This window comes from Burkholderia sp. MSMB1072, from assembly GCF_001524725.1.
Lineage (GTDB): Bacteria > Pseudomonadota > Gammaproteobacteria > Burkholderiales > Burkholderiaceae > Burkholderia.
The window spans coordinates 298,088-317,160 of record NZ_LOYC01000034.1; the positions used below are offsets into that span (position 1 = coordinate 298,088).

The following is a 19,073-nucleotide window of genomic DNA, read 5'->3' on the forward strand; positions in this document are numbered from 1 at the left end:
CCCGTTAGTACCATTCGACCGGCCGCGGCGCGCACGCCGCGGCCGGTCGTTCGTCACGCCTTCTTGCGCCGGCCGCTTTCGAGGTTCGGCAGGAACACCGTCAGCACACCGATTAGCGGCAGGAACGAGCACACCTTGTAGACGAACGGGATGCTCGTCGCGTCCGCGAGCTGGCCGAGCACGGCCGCGCCGACGCCGCCCAGGCCGAATGCGAAGCCGAAGAACAGGCCCGCGACCATCCCGACCTTGCCGGGCATCAGCTCCGTCGCATAGACGAGGATCGCGGCGAACGCCGACGCCAGCACGACGCCGATGATCACGGTCAGCACGCTCGTCCAGAACAGGTTCGCGTACGGCAGCAGCATCGTGAACGGCGCGACGCCGAGGATCGACACCCAGATCACGTACTTGCGGCCGATCCGGTCGCCGACGGGCCCGCCGATCAGCGTGCCGGCCGCCACCGCCGCGAGGAACACGAACAGGTGGATCTGCGCGGCCTGCACCGACAGGTGGAACTTGTCGATCAGGTAGAACGTGAAATAGCTGTTGATGCTCGCGAGGTAGAAGTACTTCGAGAACACCAGCAGTACCAGCACGCCGATCGCGCCCATCACGCGGCCGCGCGACAGCGTCGGGTGGCCGGCCGAGGCGGCCTTCTTCTTCATCGACGGATGCTTCTTGTACCAGTGGCCGATCTGCGTGAGCACGATCATCGCGACGAGCGCGGCCGCCGAGAACCACGCGATGCTGTGCTGGCCGTGCGGAATGATCACGAGCGCGGCGAGCAGCGGCCCGAGCGCCGAGCCTGCATTGCCGCCCACTTGGAACACCGACTGAGCGAGCCCGTGCTGGCCGCCCGATGCCATCCGCGCGACCCGCGACGATTCGGGGTGGAACACCGACGAGCCGCAGCCGACGAGCGCGGCGGCCACCAGCAGCATCGGGAAATTCGACGCCGCCGACATCAGCAGCAAGCCTGCGAGCGTGAAGCCCATGCCGACCGGCAGCGAATACGGCTTCGGACGCTTGTCGGTATAGAGGCCGACGAGCGGTTGCAGCAGCGACGCGGTGATCTGGTAGGTGAGCGTGATCAGGCCGATCTGCGCGAACGACAGCGCGAACTGGCTCTTGAGCATCGGATAGATCGCGAGGATCAACGACTGGATCATGTCGTTGAGCATGTGCGAGAAGCTGATTGCGCCGAGCACCGGATAGACGGTGCGGGCGACGGGCGGTGCGGACGGCTGGGCGGCGGCTGCGCCGGCGGAGCCGGAGTCGAGGCTGGTTTCCATGAGAGCTGAACGAGTTGAGGTGGCTGGCGCGCTCTGTTGGGGATCGGCGCGTTCTGGATCGTTGCTGCGTCAAAGAAGTGTAATGTGGCGTATCGAGAATGTCAGGACAAGTTTTGTCGTGAATCGGACATTCATGTGACGGATCGGCCGGTGCGTACTTTTTTGAACGGGTATAACGCTGGCGGCGTGTCGGCCCGTCAGCGGCAGCGCGCCCGGGGCCGGGTGGTGTTTTACCGGACTCAAGAAACGGCGGCTGCGGCCGTAGAACGACCCAATGACAACAGGTGCGCCGCCCGGCGCCGGCTACCCGCCGGGCAGGGGCAGGACGCGCGGCATGGCCAGCCGTCGCGGGAACGCCGGGACCGACCTTTCCGGCAGCGTGATCAATACGGGGTAGATCGATGAAAGCAGCATCTTTGCATCCACAGCCCGGTGCAGCCGCCGCCGCACCCGACGTTGCCGCCGGTCGCGCCGCTCGGCGCGCGCAGGCGGCGCGTCGCGCGCGCCGGCCGTGGACCGTCAAGGCGACGTTGCGCGCCGCATTCGCGGTCCTGCTGGCCGGCACGCTCGCGATCGGCATGTTTTCGCTGTGGCAGATCAGCCGCCTGAACGCGTCGATCGCGTCGGTCTACGCGCAGGGGCACGTCGCGAGCCGTGCGGCCGAGGAAGTCCGCGCCGAAGTGCTGCGGGCGAGCCGCGCGCAGAAGATGCTGCTGACCGCGACCACCGCGAAGGAGCGCGACGAACTCGGCGCCGAGGTGAGCGCGGGGCTCGCGTCGATCGGCCAGGCGCTCGGCACGCTGCAGCACTATGCGGATCCGGCCGATGCCGGCGATTCGGCGCGGCTGCACGCATTCTCGACGGCGGTCGGCACGTGGAGCGCGCATCTGCGCGATTTCGTCACGCTCGTGCGTGCGCAGCCGCTCGACCTGTCGCAGATGAACTGGCAGGTCGGCACGCAGGACGTGTCGCTGCTGGTCGAAACCGGCAAGCTCGAAAAACTCGTCGCCGAACTCGTGAAGACGCGCGGCGAAAAGTCGAAGGCGACGCTCGATGCGTCCGCCACCATTTTTTCGTCGTCGTTCGCGATGATCGCGGCGATGACGGCTGCGCTGATCGTGCTGGCCGTCGCGATCGCCGAGCGCGTCGTGCGGCGCCTTGCGTCGCAGCTCGGCGGCGAGCCCGCATACGCGAAGGAGATTGCCGCGGACATCGCGCGCGGCGATCTGACGCGACCGATCGCGCTCGGCCGCCACGACCGCGACAGCATGGTGCGCGCGCTGGCCGAGATGCAGACGGGGCTCGCGGCCACCGTGGGCGAGATTGCGGTGAGCGCCGAGGCGATCGCGGCCGCGTCCGGCGAAATCTCGACCGGCAACCTCGACCTGTCGCGGCGCACCGAACAGCAGGCCGTCGCGCTCGAGCGCACCGCGGCCAGCATGGAGCAGCTCACGTCGACCGTGCGGCAGAACGCCGAGAACGCGCGGCAGGCGAGCACGCTCGCGGCCAATGCGTCGGCGGTCGCGGAGACGGGCGGCGAGGTCGTCGGGCGCGTGGTCGCGACGATGAGCGAGATCGACGACAGCGCGAAGAACATTCGCGACATCATCGGTACGATCGAGGGGATCGCATTCCAGACCAACATTCTCGCGTTGAACGCGGCGGTCGAAGCCGCGCGTGCCGGCGAGCAGGGGCGCGGCTTCTCGGTGGTCGCGGGCGAGGTGCGGCTGCTCGCGCAGCGCTCGGCGACGGCGGCCAAGGAGATTCGGGAACTGATCGGCGCGTCGGTCGAGCGCGTGGCGAACGGCGCGGCGCTCGCGCACGACGCGGGCCGCACGATGGGCGACGTGGTACGCGCGGTCAAGCGCGTGACCGACATCATCGGCGAGATCTCGGCGGCGTCGGACGAGCAGAGCGCGGGGATCGAAGAGATCGGCCGCGCGGTCACGCAGATGGACGCCGGTACGCAGCAGAACGCGGCGCTCGTCGAACAGGCGGCCGCTGCCGCGAACGCGCTCGACGAGCAGGCGCAGGTATTGAAGACGCTGGTCGGGCGTTTCCGTATCGCGGTGTGAGCGCGCGGCGCGCCCGGGCGATTACGACTTCTTCCGCTTGTCCGGATCGATGATGACCGTGCAGGTCGTGCCCGCCGACAGCACCACGTCGGCCGGCACTTCGTCGATCCTGATGCGCACCGGCACGCGCTGCGCGAGGCGCACCCAGTTGAAGGTCGGGTTCACGTCCGCGACGAGGTCGCGGCTTTGCGGGTTGTCGCGGTCGTAGATGCCGCGCGAGATGCTCTCGACGTGGCCCTTCATCACGCCGCCGCTCATCAGCCGCATCTCGGCCGGCGCGCCGATCTTCACGCGCGGCAGCTTGGTTTCCTCGAAGTAGCCGTAGACCCAGAACGAGTGGCTGTCGACGATCGCGAGCTTCGCCTGGCCGGCCACCGCATAGTTGCCCTTGAACGTCTGCAGGTTCGTGATGTAGCCGTCGACCGGCGCGACGACGCGCGTGCGTTCGAGGTTGAGCTTCGCGGCGTCGAGCGCGGCGACGGCCTGCTGGTACTGCGCCTCGGCGCTCGACGCGCTGTGTGCCGCGTTCTCGCGGTTTTCCTTCGACACGACGAGCGCATCGAGATCCGCGCGGCGTGCCGCGTCGTCGCGGCGCATCTGCAGTTCCGCGCGACGGGCGGCCACCGCCGCCTGCGCCTGCTCGACCGCGATCCGGTAGTGCGACGGGTCGATCTGCATGATCAGGTCGCCTTTCTTCACGAGCTGGTTGTCATGCACCGGCAGTTCGACGATCGCGCCCGACACGTCCGGCGCGACGTTGACGATCTCGGCGCGCACGCGCCCGTCGCGCGTCCACGGATCGTCCATGTAGTGCACCCACAGCGAGCGCCCGATCAGGATCGCGACGAGAAGGATGACGGCGGTCGCGACGAAGCCGAAGAGTTTTCTGAGAATCATGATGGTTCGGAATCAACGGTAAACGGCAAGACTCAGTCCGCCGCAAATGCAGACGAGAAGGCAGGCCCGGAACAGCGACGGGTGCCAGACGAGACGGTAGAGGCCCGTATAGGCGAGCAGGCGATCGACGGCCCAGGTCGCGATCGCGCCGAGCGCGAACATCAGCACCACCGTGGGCATGTAGGCATCGAGAATGGCGATTTCACGCGGCATCATGACGAGGCTCCGGGTTGAGGACGCACGGGGCGGTTGAGCGGCTCGAGCGGCGATTCCGGGTCGAGCAGCGCGGTCCGCACGAAATGCAGATGGCTCAGGATGCGCTGCAGCCGGTGGCGCTCTTCGCGCGACGGCTCGAACGCATCGAGCGTTTGCCGGGTCGCGTCGATCGCTGCGTTGGTCGCGGCGAGCGTCGCATCGAAACGCGCGGCGCTCGGCTTCGAGAACAGCGCCGACAGCGCGGTGCGCATCGTTTCGATCGCGCGCCGCCACGGCATCGCGGGCGCATAGCGCGGCTCGGACGGCAGCGTCGCGAGCTCGTGACGCAGGTCGATCGTCGCGTTGCCGGTTTCGAGCACCGCGAACATCCAGCGCAGTGCGTCGCGTTGCACGTCGGGCTGGTCGGCCGACAGCGTGTGCGCCTGGTACATCAGGTCGCGCGCACCGCTCTCGAAGCGCGTGCGCAAGCCCGCGAGCCGTGCGTGGCCGGCCGCGACGGCCTGGTGGCGCAGGTCCGCGAACAGCCGCTTCTTGAGCCACGGCGCGGTCGGCGGGAACAGCACCGCGAACGCGATCGCCGACACCAGCATCGACAGCACGAGCGCGAGCGAATCGTTCATGAACCCGGTCGGATCGTAGTGCGTGATGTTGTCCGGGCCGGCGAGGAAGCTGAAGAAGATCAGGTAGCCCATCCCGTAGCCGGCGAGCTTCGGCTTCAGCGTCATGAAGATGCCGATCGCGAGCAGCGGCGCGAGCGCGACGCACAGCAGCGGAAAACCGTCGATGTGCGGATAGATGCCGAACGTCAGCAGGAAGCCCGTGCAGACGGCGAGCGCCGTGCCCATGCCCATCTGCGCGGACATCGCGGTCGGGCGCGGCGTCGACGACGCGAGCGCGCAGGTGGCCGCGGCCGTCAGCGTCATCGTCACGCCGCTCGGCCACGCGGTCTCGATCCAGAACCAGCCGAGCACGAGAATCACGGTCGCGGTGCGAATCGCCGCGATCACCATCGCGGTCGCATTGGTGCGCGGCTCGTAGCGCTCGATCCAGCGTTCGCGCTCGTGTGTCGCGGTCGACAGCGACGCATAGGTGGCCGCGTACTCGTGCAGGTCGGTGATGAAGCGGTACAGCAGTTCGGCGGCCGTGTCGAAGTCGAGCAGCGGAAAGTCCGGCTGCGTTTCGAGTGCGGCGCGCGTCGCGCGGATGCGGCGCGGCAGCGCGTCGCGCCACGCAAGCAGTTGCGCGGCCGCGTGGCCCGCATCGGCCGACGTGCGCACCGGTTCGCCGGCGGGTGTCAGCAGCAGCGGTGCGATCTCGCGGAAGTACGGCTCGATCGCGTCGATCGCGGCCTGCGCACCGGCCGCGTGCAGCCGGTTCATCAACTGGTGCAGCGCATGGAACCGGCTCGACGCGCTCATGAATTCGCTGTTCAGCCGCGCGAGGCGGCCGCTGCGCATCCGCGTGTCCGGATCCTCGAACACGGCCATGCTGCGCGCGGCCTCGAACCCGACCACGTCGGCGACGAAGCGCGTATGGATGGTTTCGATATGCGCGCGGTCGAGTTGGCCCGACAGCGCCGCCGCGACGTAGTCGACGAAGCTGCCGAAGCGCTTGCGCACCGTCGTGCGCATCTGCTCGCCGGTGGTCTGCGGAAACACGAGTGCGCTGACCACGCCGGCCGACACGATCCCGACCATGATTTCGGCCACCCGCGTCATCGCGCTCATGAACGCGCCGTCCGGGTGCTGCGACGCGGGCAGCCCGATCAGCGCGGTCGTGTAACCGGCCAGCAGGAAGCCGTAGCTGCGGAAATTGCGGTTGCGCGCGGCGCCGGCCGTGCACAGGGCGACCCACAGCGCGACCGCCAGCAGGAACAGTTGCGGCTGCTGCGGGAACAGCCCGACGAAGGTGAGCGTCGCGATCAGCCCGAAGATCGTGCCGGCGACGCGGTAGAAACTTTTGGCGAGCACCGCGCCGCTTTGCGGCTGCATCACGATGAACACCGTCGTCATCGCCGTTTTCGGCGCGGGCAGGTCGAGCCGCATCGACACGCCGGTCGCGATGAACGCGGCGAGCAGCGCCTTGAACAGGTAGAGCCACGCGGCGCCGTCGGTGCGGGCCCAGTCGCCGAACGCGGCATACCAGGCCGCGAGCGGACCGCCGGCGGGCGTGGAAGCGGGAGAGGAGGCTGACATGGCGGGCGCTCCGCGTTACCGTGCGGCCGGCACGGCGGACGTCCGGGGCGTCCCGGACGTGCCGGCAGCGGCGACTTCCGCGGGCCGGGCAACGGCCGCTGCGGGCTTCGCGCCCGACGGGTCGGCGCCGTCGGCGGGGCGGTCGTCCGCCGGAACGTCCTTGCCCGTCTCGATCCCGCCGCCGAGCGCGGCCATCAACTGCGCGTGCGCGGCGAGGCGTTCCGCGTCGATGCGGGCGGCCGTTTCCTGCGCGCGCAGCAGTTGCTGCTGCGCGACCAGCACGTTCACGTAATCGGTCAGCCCGCGGCGGAAGCCTTCGCGCGACAGTCGATAGCTGCGATCGTTGGCCGCCACCGACCGCGCGGCGTCCTTCTTCTGTGTCTCGAGCGAGCGGATCCGCACGACCTGGTCGGCGATGTCCTTGAGCGCGCCGACGATCGTCTGGTTGTAGCGCTCGACCGCCTGGTCGTAGCCGGCATTCGCGGCGCCGAGCTGCGCGCGCAGCCGGCCGCCTTCGAAGATCGGCAGCGACAGCGCGGGGCCGGCCGTCCAGCCGCCGTTCATCGCGCGCAGGAAGTCGGTGAACGGCGCGGTCACGCCGAAGCCGCCGACCGTCGCGAGCAGGTCGATGTTCGGGTAGAACGACGCTTTCGCGACGTCGATGCCGCGCGCCTGCGCGTCGACCGTCCAGCGCGCCGCGACGACGTCGGGGCGGCGGCCGAGCAGGTCGGCCGGCAGCGCCGACGGCAGGCCCGCCGGCGCATCGAGCGCAAGTTGCGGCCGCTTGATGGTGTCGCCGGCACCCGGGCCCTTGCCGGCGAGGGCGGCGATCTGGTGGCGCGCGAGCTGGATCGCTTCTTCGTAGCTGTCGATCTGGCGCTCGTAGTCGGGCAGCGTCGATTCCGCTTGGCTCACGTCGAGCTGCGTGCCGAGGCCGGCCTGCAGCCGCTTGCGTGCGAGATCGGCGAGCGCGCGCTGGCGTTCGAAGGTTTCGTGCGCGAGATCGAGCAGCGCGTAGTTCATCGACATGCCGACATACGCGCGCACGACGTTGACCTCGAGTTCGAGCTTCGCCGCCCGTGCGTCGGCGGCGCTCGCGTGCGCGGTGTCGAGCGCGCGCTCGGTTGCGTTCTTGTCCTTGCCCCACAAATCGAGGTGGTACGACAGGCCGAGCGTGCCGGTGTTGTTCCAGGTGTCGGCGTTCGCGAGCGGGCCCGGGCCGTAGTACACGTTGTCCGGCCAGTGCTCGCGCATCAGCGACAGATTGCCGTTGATCTGCGGCAGTTCGGCCGAACGCGCGACGCGCGCCATCGCCTGGGCTTCGCGCACGCGGGCCTCGGCGGCCGCGAGGGTCGGGTTGCCGGCCTGGGCGGCGGCGATCCACGCATCGAGCTGCGGATCGCGGTACGCGCGCCACCAGTCTGCGGCGGGCCAGCCCGCGTCGCGGTCGGCCGCGCGGATCGCCGCGCCGGCATCGAGCGCGTTCGCCTCGATACGGGTGGACTGGGTTTTGTTGTCGCCCATGCTCGCGCAACCGGCCATTATTAATGAGACTGCAAGAACCGCCAGTGCGAGCGTCCCTTTTGTCGCCGGAGACTGCACGATTTTCTCCCTTTCGGATATAGATGAGTCGGAAGCGATTATATTTTTCAGCGATTCCTGAATATACGGACAACGGTGCAAGTCATTTTTACGAATCTTGAGATAATATTTGTTGGGCCCTGTGCAACAATCCCTCCGGATTCACAGGGGTAACAGGATGGATACGCTACAAAACATGCGGGTATTCGTCCGCGTGGTCGACGCGGGCAGCTTTACCGCGGCCGCCCAGCAGATGAATTCGACCACCGCCTACGCGTCGCGCGCGGTCTCGGATCTCGAGGCACACCTGCGCACGCGTCTGCTGAACCGCACGACGCGCCGGATCGCGCTGACCGAAGCCGGCGAGCGCTATCTGCAACGCTGCGAACAGATCCTCGCGTACGTCGACCAGGCCGAAGCCGAGGCCGGCGACGCGCATGCGCGCCCGTCCGGCAAGCTGAAGGTCCATTGCTTCACGAGCCTCGGCCAGCACTATCTGGTGCCGGCCATCGCGCGCTACCGCGAGCGCTACCCGGACGTGCACGTCGAGCTGACGCTCGCGCAGCGCATGCCCGACCTGCTCGACGAGGGGTACGACGTCGCGATCGTGGTCGGCCGCGATCTGCCCGATTCGGGGCTCGTGTCGCAGCGGCTCGGCGAGAGCTATAGCGTCGTGTGTGCATCGCCGGGCTACGTCGAGTCGCATGGCGTGCCGCAGCGGCCGGCCGATCTCGCGCAGCACGTGTGCCTCGGGATGGTCGCGCCGGGCTTTCACTTCGACGAATGGGCGCTGGCGGGGCCGAACGGCGACGAGGTCGTGCCGATCACGGCGCCGCCGTTCCGCGTGAACGTCGCCGAGGCGCTCGCGGTGGCCGTGCGGGAGGGGATGGGCGTCGGCGGGTTGCCGGTCTATTCGGCGATCGGCTGGCTGCGCAGCGGGCACATCGTGCGCGTGATGCCCGAGTACCGGTCGCACGTGATGAACATTTACGCGCTGTATCCGTCGCGCCAGTACCTCGACGCGAAAATCCGGACCTGGGTCGATTTCCTGCGCGAAGAATTGCCGCTCACGCTCGAAGCCGACGAAGCCGCGCTCGAACAGTACACGCGTGCGACATGAGCGCGCAGTCGACCGCAATCTGACGAGATTTGTCCTTCGCGCAACATTTTTTTACGAACGTGTGTCAGACAGTTTGATACTGTTGGAATTAACGAGATACACCACACCGGAGTAGCGATGGATACGCACCTGATGATCGGCCTTGGCGTCCTGCTGGGCGCGGCTGCTGCCGCGGCGGCGACCCGCGACCTGCTGCGTGCGATGAAGGCGAAGGCGCAGATGAAGCCCGTGCCGGTCCGCGTGCGCGACCCGCGCCGCCCCGGCCGCTGATCCTGCCGTCGCGCCTCAGGTCGGGAAGGCCGCGCCACGCGGCCGCCCGGCCGGCGCTCAGCCGAGTTCGACGACCTTGTCCCACGCGAACGCGGGGTTTTCCCATTCGCCGGTGCGCCGGTGAAGGTAGCCGCGCGGATTGCACACCACGCGCGTGCCGCCGTCCGCAACGTAGTCGAATGACGTATGCGTGTGGCCGTGCAGCCACAGATCCACCGGCGGCTGCACCAGTTCCGCCATGTCCGTGACGAACCCCGCCGACGCCAGATCTTCCGCATAGCGTTCCGCCAGCGAGCGGCGGTGCGGCGCATGATGGGTGACGACGATCGTCCTGCCCGCAAACGGCGCCGCCAGCTGCGCTTCCAGCCATGCACGGCCTCGCCGGTGCAGCGCGATCGCGTCGGCCGGCGCGAAATCCCGTTCCGGCGCCTCTGCCGTCGTATGCACCGTCGCGTCGTGCGGCCAGGTCACCTGGATCAATCCCTTGAAATCGAGCATCACGCGCAGGCCGGCCTCGGTCGCGCGCGCGACGCTGGCTTCGTCTCGGCCGAACAGCGAAAAATCGGTCCAGAGCGTCGTGCCCAGCACGCGGAAGCGTTGGGCGGAATCGACGTAGACGCCGTTGTTCAGGTAATGCACGTTGTCGAGCGTGTGCGCCGCGTCGCGCATGGCCGCCTCCAGCGCGCCGAATTCCCCGTCGTAGTACTCGTGGTTGCCCGGCACGTAGATCACCGGCACCGCAGGGTCGAACGTCTCGGCGGCCCAGCGCAGGCCTTCCGCGTGATTGTGAATGTCGCCGGCCAGCACGACGAGATCGGCGTCGGCATGCGGGATCGCGTCGGGCAGGTTGCTTTCGAGATGCAGGTCGGACAGGACGCGGATTTTCACGGGATTCGCTCCGGAGCAGGCGGCTTCAGCGCAGGACCTTGCCGGGATTCATCAGGCCGCGCGGGTCGAGCGCGGTCTTCAGCGTGCGCATCAGCGTCGTTTCGACCGGCGACTTGTAGCGCTGCGCGTCGTCGATCTTCAACTGGCCGATGCCGTGCTCCGCGCTGATCGTGCCGTGGTGGCGGTGCACGTTGTCGTAGACGATCCGGTTGATCGGCGCCTGGAACGCGGCGAGGAACGCCTTCGCATCGCCGCCTTCGGGCATCTGCACGTTGTAGTGCAGGTTGCCGTCGCCGAGGTGGCCGAACGTGACCATGCGCGCGCCCGGCGCGGCCTGCTGGATCGCCGCGTCGGTCTCGTCGATGAAGCGGGCGATCGACGAGATCGGCACCGCGATGTCGTGCTTGATGTTGAGCCCTTCGTCGGCCTGCGCGAGCGGGATGTGCTCGCGCAGGTCCCAGAACGCACGCGATTGCGCGAGGTTCTCCGCGACCACCGCGTCGACCACGAGCCCGGCCTCGAACGCTTCTTCCATCAGCTTCTCGAACAGCGCGCGCGCATGCGCTTCGCTTTCGTTGTCGGACAGCTCCAGCAGCACCGTTTGCGCATGGGTCTGCGCGAACGGGTAGCGCAGTTGCGGATAGTGCTTGCCGACCAGCTGCATGCAGAAATCCGACATCAGCTCGAAGCCGGTCAACAGCGGCCCGGCCGCCCGCTGCGCCAGCGCGAGGAAATCGAGCGCCGCGTGCGGCGATTCGAGCGCGGCCAGCGCCGTCACCTGTGCCGCCGGCAGCGGATGCAGCTTCATCACCGCCGCCGTGATGATGCCGAGCGTGCCTTCGGCGCCGATGAACAAGTCGCGCAGGTCGTAGCCCGTGTTGTCCTTGCGCAGTCCGCGCAGCCCGTCCCAGATCTCGCCCTGCGGCGTCACGACCTCGAGGCCGAGGCACAGCTCGCGCGCGTTGCCGTAGCGCAGCACCGCGGTGCCGCCCGCATTGGTCGACAGGTTGCCGCCGATCGTGCAACTGCCTTCCGCCGCGAGGCTCAGCGCGAACAGCCGGCCGCCTTCCCGGGCGCGCGCCTGCACGTCGGCGAGGATCACGCCGGCTTCGACGGTGATCGTGTTGTTGTGCGGATCGAGTGCGCGCATGCGGTTCAGGCGCGCGACGCTCAGCACGGCCTGGTTGCCGCTCGCATCGGGCGTCGCGCCGCCGGCGAGGCCCGTATTGCCGCCTTGCGGCACGAGAGCGACGCCGTGCGCGTTGGCGAGCTTCACGAGCGTGGCGACTTCAGCCGTGTTCGCGGGTTTCAGCACCGCGCATGCCGCGCCCTTGTAGCGGCGGCGCCAGTCGGTCAGGAACGGATCGGTATCGTGCGGATCGGTCAGCACGTGCTCGGCGCCGATCGCGTCGCGGCACGCGGAAACGAAAGCTTCGGAGGACATCATCACCTTGTCGCGTAAGGGTCAGGACGTGGCGCGCGGTTTTTTCGCCGCGCGCTTGAACGGCGCGACGTAAGCCAGCGCCGCCACGAAGAAGCCGACGGCAAGCGCGGTCTCGCACCAGCCGAGCGTCGCGGACAGCCCGCGATCGGACATGCCGCGCACGATACCTTCTGCAAGATAGACGAGGATCAGCATGCTCGCCCACTGCATCGTATAGATGTTACGCCGCCAGACGCCGGGCAGCGCGAGCGCCAGCGGCACGGCCTTGAGCATCAGCGCGGAGCCGCCGGGGCGCAACGGCGCGAGCCACAGCTCCCACGCGAGCGACAGCGCGATCAGCGCGACGAGACACGCAGCGGCGGCCCGCGCATGGCGCGGCCGGGCCGCGACGGCGGGGCGGGCGGGGGCGCTCATGCCGCCTCGGTGGCCTGGGCGCCGGCGAGGGCCGCGGCGGCGCGCGCGAGCCGTACGCCGAGCGCGGCCGCGAGCGCCTTCTCGTCCGCCGACAGCCCGCCGGACGCCGCGCGGTCGTGTTGCGCGACGTGCGACGCGCCGTACGGCGTGCCGCCCGTACGCGTCGTGCTGAGGGCGGATTCGGTGTACGGGATCCCGACGATCATCATCCCGTGATGCAGCAGCGGCAGCATCATCGACAGCAGCGTCGATTCCTGGCCGCCGTGCAGGCTGCCCGTCGACGTGAACACGCTCGCGGGCTTGCCGGTCAGCGCGCCCGACAGCCATTGCGGCGTCGTGCCGTCGAGGAAATACTTGAGCGGCGCGGCCATGTTGCCGAAGCGGGTCGGTGAGCCGAGCGCGAGGCCCGCGCATTCCTCGAGGTCGCGCAGTTCCGCGTAGGGCGGGCCGTCGGCCGGGATGTCGGGGGCGGTGGCTTCGCAGACGGCCGACACGGGCGGCACGGTGCGGATGCGGGCCTGCATGCCCGGCACGCTGTCGATGCCGTTCGCGATCGCGAGCGCGAGATCGCGCGTGGCGCCGTGACGGCTGTAATAGAGGACGAGGATGTCTTTCATGGGCGACGGGGCCGCATGCGGCCGCGCGCGTGCCCGGTGCAGTCGGCCCCTGCTGGAATCGAGCGGCTATTATAGGGGCTGAAGCCGTCGCGCAGCGCGGCGGCGCGCCGTGACGCGCGCAGCATCAAGAAGGAGAAGCCGTTTGCCGAAGTTGAGCGTCGATCTCGTCACCATCAAGCGCCTCGCGCAGTTCGCGGCCCGGCGCAGCGCCGAGGATCGCATCCCGCAAGTGGCGGGCAGCCTGACCTTCACGACGATGCTGTCGCTCGTGCCGCTGCTGACGGTCGCGTTCGCGTTGTTCACCGCGTTCCCGATGTTCGCGTCGTTCCAGATCTCGCTGCAGGGGTTCCTCGCGGATCACCTGATGCCCGCACAGTTCAACATCCAGATCTTCAAGTACCTGAACCAGTTCGCGTCGAAGGCCAAGGGGCTGACGACAGCCGGCCTGATCGTGCTCGTCGTCACGTCGGTGATGACCATGATGACGATCGAATCGGCGTTCAACCTGATCTGGCGCGTGCGCAAGCCCAGGCCGTTCGCGCAGCGCGTGCTCGCGTACTGGGCGCTGATCACGCTCGGGCCGTTGCTGTTCGGCGTGAGCCTGTCGATCTCGTCGTACCTGTTCACGCAGTCGCTCGCGTTCACCGGCGCGGGGCCGTCCACGTCGATCGTCGAGTGGCTGCTCGCGCTTGCGTCGCTGCCGTTGACGGTGCTCGCGTTCACGCTGCTGTACGTGTACCTGCCGAACTGCGCGGTCGCATGGCGCGACGCGGTGATCGGCGGCCTGTTCGCGGCCATCGCGTTCGAACTCGCGAAGCGCGGCTTCGGCTACTACGTCCGGCGCATTCCGACCTATACGGCCGTCTATGGCGCGTTCGCGGCGCTGCCGGTGTTCCTGCTGTGGGTGTATTTGAGCTGGTTCATCGCGCTGCTCGGCGCGATGGTCGCGTCGGCGCTGCCGGCGATTCGTGTCGGCCAGTTCCACCGCATCCACTATCCGGGCAGCGACCTGCTCGACGCGCTCGAGCTGCTCGCGCGGCTGGCCGACGCGCGCGCGGCCGGCAAGCGTGGCTACACGGCGATCCGGCTCGCGACGATGCTGCGCTGCGGCATGGAAACCGCGCAGCGGCTGCTGACGACGATGGAGGAGCGGGAATGGGTGGCGCGGCTCGACGGCGACGGCGAGGCCACGCCGCGCTACATCCTGCTCGCGAACCCGGAACAGTTGACGCTCGCGCAGTTGTTCGACGTGCTGGTGATCGATCGCACGGAGCTGACCTACCAGCTCCAGCGCCGCCGCAGCCACGTCGACGGCGCGGCGCTGCTCGCGGTGCTGTCGAGCGACCGGTTCGACGTGACGCTCGCGTCGCTGATCGCCGCGCACCGGCTCGCGGGCGCGGAGCCGGCCGGGGGCGCCGGTTCGGCGCCGGGCGTGGCCGACCCGCACGCGCGGCCGCCGCGGCCTGCCTGACGGCGGGGCCCGGCGGTTACAGCGGGATCTTGCCGGTGCAGATGTCCTTGAACATCACCCAGTCGCCCATCAGGCTGTAGATCGGGTGCCGGAACGTGGCCGGGCGGTTCTTCTCGAAGAAGAAGTGTCCGACCCATGCGAACCCGTAGCCGCAGACGATCGCCGCCGGCAGCCACAGCCAGTTGCCGGTCGCGACCGCCATCGCTACGCAGCCGATCACGCCGAGCGAGCCGATGAAGTGCAGCCGCCGCGACGTCAGGTTCTGGTGCTCGTTCAGGTAATACGGGTAGAAGTCAGCGAAGCTGGCGAATTGCTCCGTATGCGTATGCGCCATGGCCGTCTCCTCGGGCCGCCGTTCATGAGCCCATTGTGCGGCCGGCTGCCCGCGTCCGCAAGCGGCGGCGGCCCGCCGCGCCGGCCCGTGCTTTCCTTTTGACAGGCTTTCCGATAGGATCGAAAGAGATTTTGCATTCAAGCATGAGGGGACTACGATGCGCGTCAGCGATATTCTGAAAGTGAAGGGCAACACGCTGTTTACGGTGACGCCCGATAAGCCGCTGCGCGAAGCGGTCGATACGATGGCCGAACACGACATCGGTTCGCTCGTCGTGATGGAGTACGGCGATCTCGTCGGGATGCTGACGTTTCGCGAGATCATCCTGCGTCTGCGCGAAAACGGCGGCGCGATCGGCGACGTGCAGGTGCGCAAGGTGATGGACGAGCCGCTCACGTGCACGCCGGAAACGGACGTCAACGAAGTGCGCCGGATGATGCTCGAGCGTCACGCGCGCTACATGCCGGTGCTCGACAAGAAGGTGCTGATGGGCGTCATTTCGTTCTACGACGTCGCGAAGACGGTCGTCGAGGCGCAGAGCTTCGAGAACCGGATGCTGAAGGCGTACATCCGCGACTGGCCGGAATCGGAAGCCGAAGCGCACAAGCCGTGAATCCCGCCGCGCCCGGCACCTCGATGCATGGGCGCCGCCATCCGGCATGCGGCGGCGCAGGTTTGTCCTGCGCCGCCTTTTTTTCAACGACAACAACACGAGGCCCGCGCAGCTTCGCCCAGACGAGGCGCGCGTATTCCGCATGAGCGATCACACGCAAGCCACCTCCGGGCGGCGCGACGAACGGCGCGCGCACGCATCGCAGTTCGACCTGCTGCGCGAGCGTCGCTTCGCGCCGTTCTTCACGACCCAGTTCCTCGGCGCGCTGAACGACAACGTCTTCAAGATCGGCTTTACGTCGCTCGTCACGTATCACACCGCGCGGTTCTCCGGCGTCGATGCGAAGACGGCCGCGTTCCTGATTTCCGCGATCTTCATTTTGCCGTTCGTGCTGTTCTCGGCGACGTCCGGCCAGATCGCCGACAAGTATGACAAGGCGACCCTCACGCGCTTCGTGAAGTCCTTCGAGATCGTGCTGATGGTGGTCGGCGCGGCCGGCTTCGTCACGCACAGCGCGACGCTGCTGTATCTGTGCACGTTCATGATGGGGATGCACTCGACGCTGTTCGGGCCCGTCAAGTATTCGTATCTGCCGCAGCATCTCGGCGAACACGAACTGGTCGGCGGCAACGGTCTCGTCGAGATGGGCACGTTCATCGCGATCCTGATCGGCACGATCATCGGCGGCGCGGCGGCCGGCATCGACGGCAGCGGCGAGCGCGTGCTCGCGGTGAGCGTCGTGGTCATCGCGCTGGCCGGGCGGCTCGTCGCGCAGCGCGTGCCGTCGACGCCCGCGCCGCAGCCCGACCTCGTGATCAACTGGAACCCGGTCAGCGAGACCTGGCGCAACCTCGGCCTCGCGCGCCAGAACCGCACGGTGTTCCTGAGCCTGCTCGGTATCTCGTGGCTGTGGTTCGTCGGCGCGACGTTCCTCACGTCGTTCTTCAATTTCGCGAAGGACGTGCTGTCCGCGAGCCCCGACGTCGTCACGATCCTGCTCGCGACGTTCTCGGTCGGCATCGGCCTCGGCTCGCTGCTGTGCGAGCGGTTGTCGCAGCGGCGCGTGGAGATCGGCCTCGTGCCGCTCGGCTCGATCGGCATCAGCGTGTTCGCGATCGAGCTGTATTTCGCGAGCCGCGCGCTGCCGTCGCCCGGCCATCTGCTGTCGGTCGGCGAATTCCTGGCCGGTGCGCGCCACTGGCGGATCCTGGCCGATCTGTTCCTGCTGGCGATGTTCGGCGGCTTCTACAGCGTGCCGCTGTATGCGCTGATCCAGAGCCGCAGCGCGCCGACGCACCGCGCGCGGATCATCGCCGCGAACAACATCCTGAACGCGCTGTTCATGATCCTGTCGGCCGTCATGGCGATGGGGTTGACCAAGGCCGGCGTCGACATTCCGGGGCTGTTCCTCGTCACCGCGCTGCTGAACGTGATCGTCGCGACGTATATCTACCTGCTCGTGCCCGAGTTCCTGCTGCGCTTCGTCGCGTGGGTGCTCGTGCACACCTTCTACCGGATCCGCCTCGTGCACGCGGAGCGGATCCCGGCGGAAGGCGCCGCGGTACTCGTGTGCAACCACGTCAGCTACGTCGATGCGCTCGTGCTGGCCGCCGCGAGCCCGCGCCCGATTCGTTTCGTGATGGATCACCGGATCTTCAAGACGCGTTTCGCGAGCTGGGTATTCCGGCATGCGAAGGCGATCCCGATCGCGCCGCGTCACGAGGATCCCGCGATGCTCGCGCGCGCGTACGACCTGTGCGAGGCCGCGCTGAAGGACGGCGAACTCGTGTGCATCTTCCCCGAGGGCAAGCTGACGAAGACGGGCGACATCAACACGTTCCACCACGGCATCACCGAGATCCTGAACCGCACGCCGGCGCCGGTGATCCCGATGGCGCTGCGCGGGCTGTGGGGCAGCTATTTCTCGCGGCATACCGATGCGCGGATGCCGCGTCCCATCAAGCGCGGCGCGATGAGCCGGCTGACGCTGGCGGTCGGCGAGCCGATCCCGGCGTCGGTGGCGACGCCCGAGGCGTTGCAGGCGGCGGTGGCGGAGTTGCGCGGCGCGCGGAAGTAGGCGGGCGCCGGGCCGGCAACGCGCGGGCATTCGGCGGCGTCCGGGCTGGGGCGGGCGCTCGGACGCGCCTTCGTGGGCCGCGCATGCACGCAGCCTGTGCGTGGCCGGCGGTCGGGCGGCCCGCAGGGCCGGGACGGCTGGCATAATAGCGGTTTACCTCTTTTCTCGACCGGCAAACGATCGACCTGCCTGCGGCCCCGGCAGTGCATCGGTTTGCCCATTTCTCTTTGGGCGGTTCCATCATGTCCGGCAATACCCTCGGCACGCTTTTCACTGTCACGACCTTCGGCGAATCGCACGGTCCCGCGATCGGCTGCGTGATCGACGGCTGCCCGCCGGGGATGGGGCTGACCGAAGCCGACATCCAGGTCGAGCTCGATCGCCGCAAGCCGGGCACGTCGCGGCACGTGACGCAACGGCAGGAGGCCGACGAGGTCGAGATCCTGTCGGGCGTGTTCGAAGGCGTGACGACCGGCACGCCGATCGCGCTGCTGATCCGCAACACCGACCAGCGCAGCAAGGATTACGGCAACATCGTCGAGACGTTCCGTCCCGGCCACGCCGACTACACCTACTGGCAGAAATACGGCATCCGCGACTACCGCGGCGGCGGCCGCTCGTCCGCGCGCCTGACCGCGCCGATCGTCGGCGCCGGCGCGGTCGCGAAGAAGTGGCTGCGCGAGCGCTTCGGGGTCGAGGTGCGCGGCTACATGAGCGGCCTCGGCGAAATCGACGTGCCGTTCGTCGACTGGTCGCACGTGCACGAGAACCCGTTCTTCTCGCCGAACGCGGCGGTCGTGCCGGAGCTCGAGGCATACATGGACGCGCTGCGCAAGGACGGCGATTCGATCGGTGCGCGCATCGACGTTGTCGCGTCGGGCGTGCCGGTCGGCTGGGGCGAACCGGTGTTCGACCGGCTCGATGCCGATATCGCGAAGGCGATGATGAGCATCAACGCGGTAAAGGGCGTCGAGATCGGCGCGGGCTTCGACAGCGTCGCGCAGCGCGGCTCGGTGCACGGCGACGAACTGACGCCGGCCGGCTTCGTCGGCAACCACGCGGGCGGCGTGCTCGGCGGGATTTCGACGGGGCAGGACATCACCGTGTCGATCGCGATCAAGCCGACGTCGAGCATTCGCACGCCGCGCCGCTCGATCACGAAGAGCGGTGAAGAGGCGACGGTCGAAACCTTCGGTCGCCACGATCCGTGCGTCGGCATTCGTGCGACGCCGATCGCCGAATCGATGCTCGCGCTGGTGCTGATCGACCATGCGCTGCGTCACCGTGCGCAGTGCGGCGACGTCGAGACGCCGACGCCGAAGATCTCCGGCAGCGCGACCTGATACGAGCAGGCGGGGCGCAGCGCGCGCCGTCTCGACCGTCGAACGATGAATGCAAGCGGGGCACTGCATGATGCAGCGCCCCGTTTCGTTTGCGGCGGTGTGCGGCGACCAAACGAAACGCGCCGCTCGTGGCGGCGCGTTTCGGCAGCTTACATGTTCGGGTAATTCGGCCCGCCGCCGCCTTCGGGCGTGACCCACACGATGTTCTGCGTCGGGTCCTTGATGT

General features: G+C 68.4%; 18 protein-coding genes. 7 read left to right on the forward strand and 11 right to left on the reverse strand.

What is annotated here, in order from left to right; genetic code table 11:
• Positions 1-53: 53 nt before the first annotated feature.
• A complete protein-coding gene (locus WS89_RS18740; RefSeq protein ID WP_059792585.1) occupies positions 54-1,292 on the reverse strand; it encodes an MFS transporter in 1,239 nt (412 codons plus the stop codon).
• 401 nt (positions 1,293-1,693) lie between these two features.
• Here WS89_RS18740 and WS89_RS18745 point away from each other — a divergent pair, with 401 nt between their 5' ends.
• Complete coding sequence (locus tag WS89_RS18745) at positions 1,694-3,367, forward strand: methyl-accepting chemotaxis protein (protein ID WP_059792587.1); 1,674 nt, start codon at positions 1,694-1,696, stop codon at positions 3,365-3,367.
• 21 nt (positions 3,368-3,388) lie between these two features.
• Here WS89_RS18745 and WS89_RS18750 read toward each other — a convergent pair whose 3' ends face one another.
• Genes WS89_RS18750 through WS89_RS18765 form a run of 4 tightly spaced genes read right to left on the reverse strand, consistent with a single transcriptional unit; the run spans position 3,389 to position 8,277 of the window.
• Positions 3,389-4,264 carry an efflux RND transporter periplasmic adaptor subunit gene (locus WS89_RS18750; protein WP_059505673.1) on the reverse strand — a complete coding sequence of 292 codons (876 nt, stop codon included), beginning with the start codon at positions 4,262-4,264 and terminating at the stop codon, positions 3,389-3,391.
• 12 nt (positions 4,265-4,276) lie between these two features.
• Entirely contained in the window at positions 4,277-4,480 is a 204-nt protein-coding gene (locus tag WS89_RS18755; protein ID WP_034207084.1) for a DUF1656 domain-containing protein, read from the reverse strand.
• On the reverse strand, positions 4,477-6,675 hold the full coding sequence (locus WS89_RS18760) for an FUSC family protein (RefSeq protein ID WP_059792589.1): 2,199 nt from the start codon (positions 6,673-6,675) through the stop codon (positions 4,477-4,479). Before WS89_RS18760 ends, WS89_RS18755 begins: the two co-directional genes overlap by 4 nt.
• Before the next feature lie 15 nt (positions 6,676-6,690).
• A complete protein-coding gene (locus tag WS89_RS18765; protein ID WP_059792591.1) occupies positions 6,691-8,277 on the reverse strand; it encodes an efflux transporter outer membrane subunit in 1,587 nt (528 codons plus the stop codon).
• A gap of 157 nt (positions 8,278-8,434) precedes the next feature.
• On the opposite strand from WS89_RS18765, the gene WS89_RS18770 reads away from it, so the two are divergent.
• On the forward strand, positions 8,435-9,376 hold the full coding sequence (locus WS89_RS18770; protein WP_059505678.1) for a LysR family transcriptional regulator: 942 nt from the start codon (positions 8,435-8,437) through the stop codon (positions 9,374-9,376).
• Between the two features lie 117 nt (positions 9,377-9,493).
• The gene (locus WS89_RS34255; protein ID WP_174429583.1) at positions 9,494-9,646 is read left to right on the forward strand and encodes a hypothetical protein; all 153 of its coding nucleotides are present in this window, start codon (positions 9,494-9,496) and stop codon (positions 9,644-9,646) included.
• A 57-nt stretch (positions 9,647-9,703) separates the two neighbouring features.
• Here WS89_RS34255 and WS89_RS18775 read toward each other — a convergent pair whose 3' ends face one another.
• The 4 genes from WS89_RS18775 to wrbA are packed head-to-tail and all read right to left on the reverse strand — an operon-like array spanning position 9,704 to position 13,009.
• Positions 9,704-10,534 carry a metallophosphoesterase gene (locus tag WS89_RS18775; protein ID WP_059792593.1) on the reverse strand — a complete coding sequence of 277 codons (831 nt, stop codon included), beginning with the start codon at positions 10,532-10,534 and terminating at the stop codon, positions 9,704-9,706.
• Positions 10,535-10,559: 25 nt separating this feature from the next.
• A complete protein-coding gene (locus tag WS89_RS18780; protein WP_059792595.1) occupies positions 10,560-11,981 on the reverse strand; it encodes an FAD-binding oxidoreductase in 1,422 nt (473 codons plus the stop codon).
• Between the two features lie 18 nt (positions 11,982-11,999).
• Positions 12,000-12,392 (reverse strand): DUF2069 domain-containing protein, encoded by a 393-nt coding sequence (locus WS89_RS18785; RefSeq protein ID WP_059792597.1) that lies wholly within the window; start codon positions 12,390-12,392, stop codon positions 12,000-12,002.
• A complete protein-coding gene (wrbA, locus tag WS89_RS18790) occupies positions 12,389-13,009 on the reverse strand; it encodes an NAD(P)H:quinone oxidoreductase (RefSeq protein ID WP_059792599.1) in 621 nt (206 codons plus the stop codon). The genes WS89_RS18785 and wrbA overlap by 4 nt, the downstream gene beginning before the upstream one ends.
• A gap of 142 nt (positions 13,010-13,151) precedes the next feature.
• Between wrbA and WS89_RS18795 the strand changes: the two genes are divergently transcribed.
• Positions 13,152-14,480: a YihY family inner membrane protein gene (locus tag WS89_RS18795; RefSeq protein ID WP_059792601.1), complete on the forward strand. Its 1,329-nt coding sequence runs from the start codon at positions 13,152-13,154 to the stop codon at positions 14,478-14,480.
• A gap of 16 nt (positions 14,481-14,496) precedes the next feature.
• Here WS89_RS18795 and WS89_RS18800 read toward each other — a convergent pair whose 3' ends face one another.
• Positions 14,497-14,814 carry an Mpo1-like protein gene (locus tag WS89_RS18800; RefSeq protein ID WP_059505690.1) on the reverse strand — a complete coding sequence of 106 codons (318 nt, stop codon included), beginning with the start codon at positions 14,812-14,814 and terminating at the stop codon, positions 14,497-14,499.
• Positions 14,815-14,971: 157 nt separating this feature from the next.
• Here WS89_RS18800 and WS89_RS18805 point away from each other — a divergent pair, with 157 nt between their 5' ends.
• The 3 genes from WS89_RS18805 (at position 14,972) to aroC (ending at position 18,847) form a co-directional block, all read left to right on the forward strand.
• Positions 14,972-15,427: a CBS domain-containing protein gene (locus WS89_RS18805; protein WP_034207093.1), complete on the forward strand. Its 456-nt coding sequence runs from the start codon at positions 14,972-14,974 to the stop codon at positions 15,425-15,427.
• A 142-nt stretch (positions 15,428-15,569) separates the two neighbouring features.
• Positions 15,570-17,504: an MFS transporter gene (locus WS89_RS18810; protein ID WP_059792603.1), complete on the forward strand. Its 1,935-nt coding sequence runs from the start codon at positions 15,570-15,572 to the stop codon at positions 17,502-17,504.
• Positions 17,505-17,746: 242 nt separating this feature from the next.
• A complete protein-coding gene (aroC, locus tag WS89_RS18815) occupies positions 17,747-18,847 on the forward strand; it encodes a chorismate synthase (protein WP_059505694.1) in 1,101 nt (366 codons plus the stop codon).
• Positions 18,848-18,996: 149 nt separating this feature from the next.
• Here the strand turns inward: aroC and WS89_RS34930 are convergent.
• The coding region (locus WS89_RS34930) for a 4Fe-4S dicluster domain-containing protein (RefSeq protein WP_133168007.1) at positions 18,997-19,073 on the reverse strand (77 nt) is incomplete at its 5' end.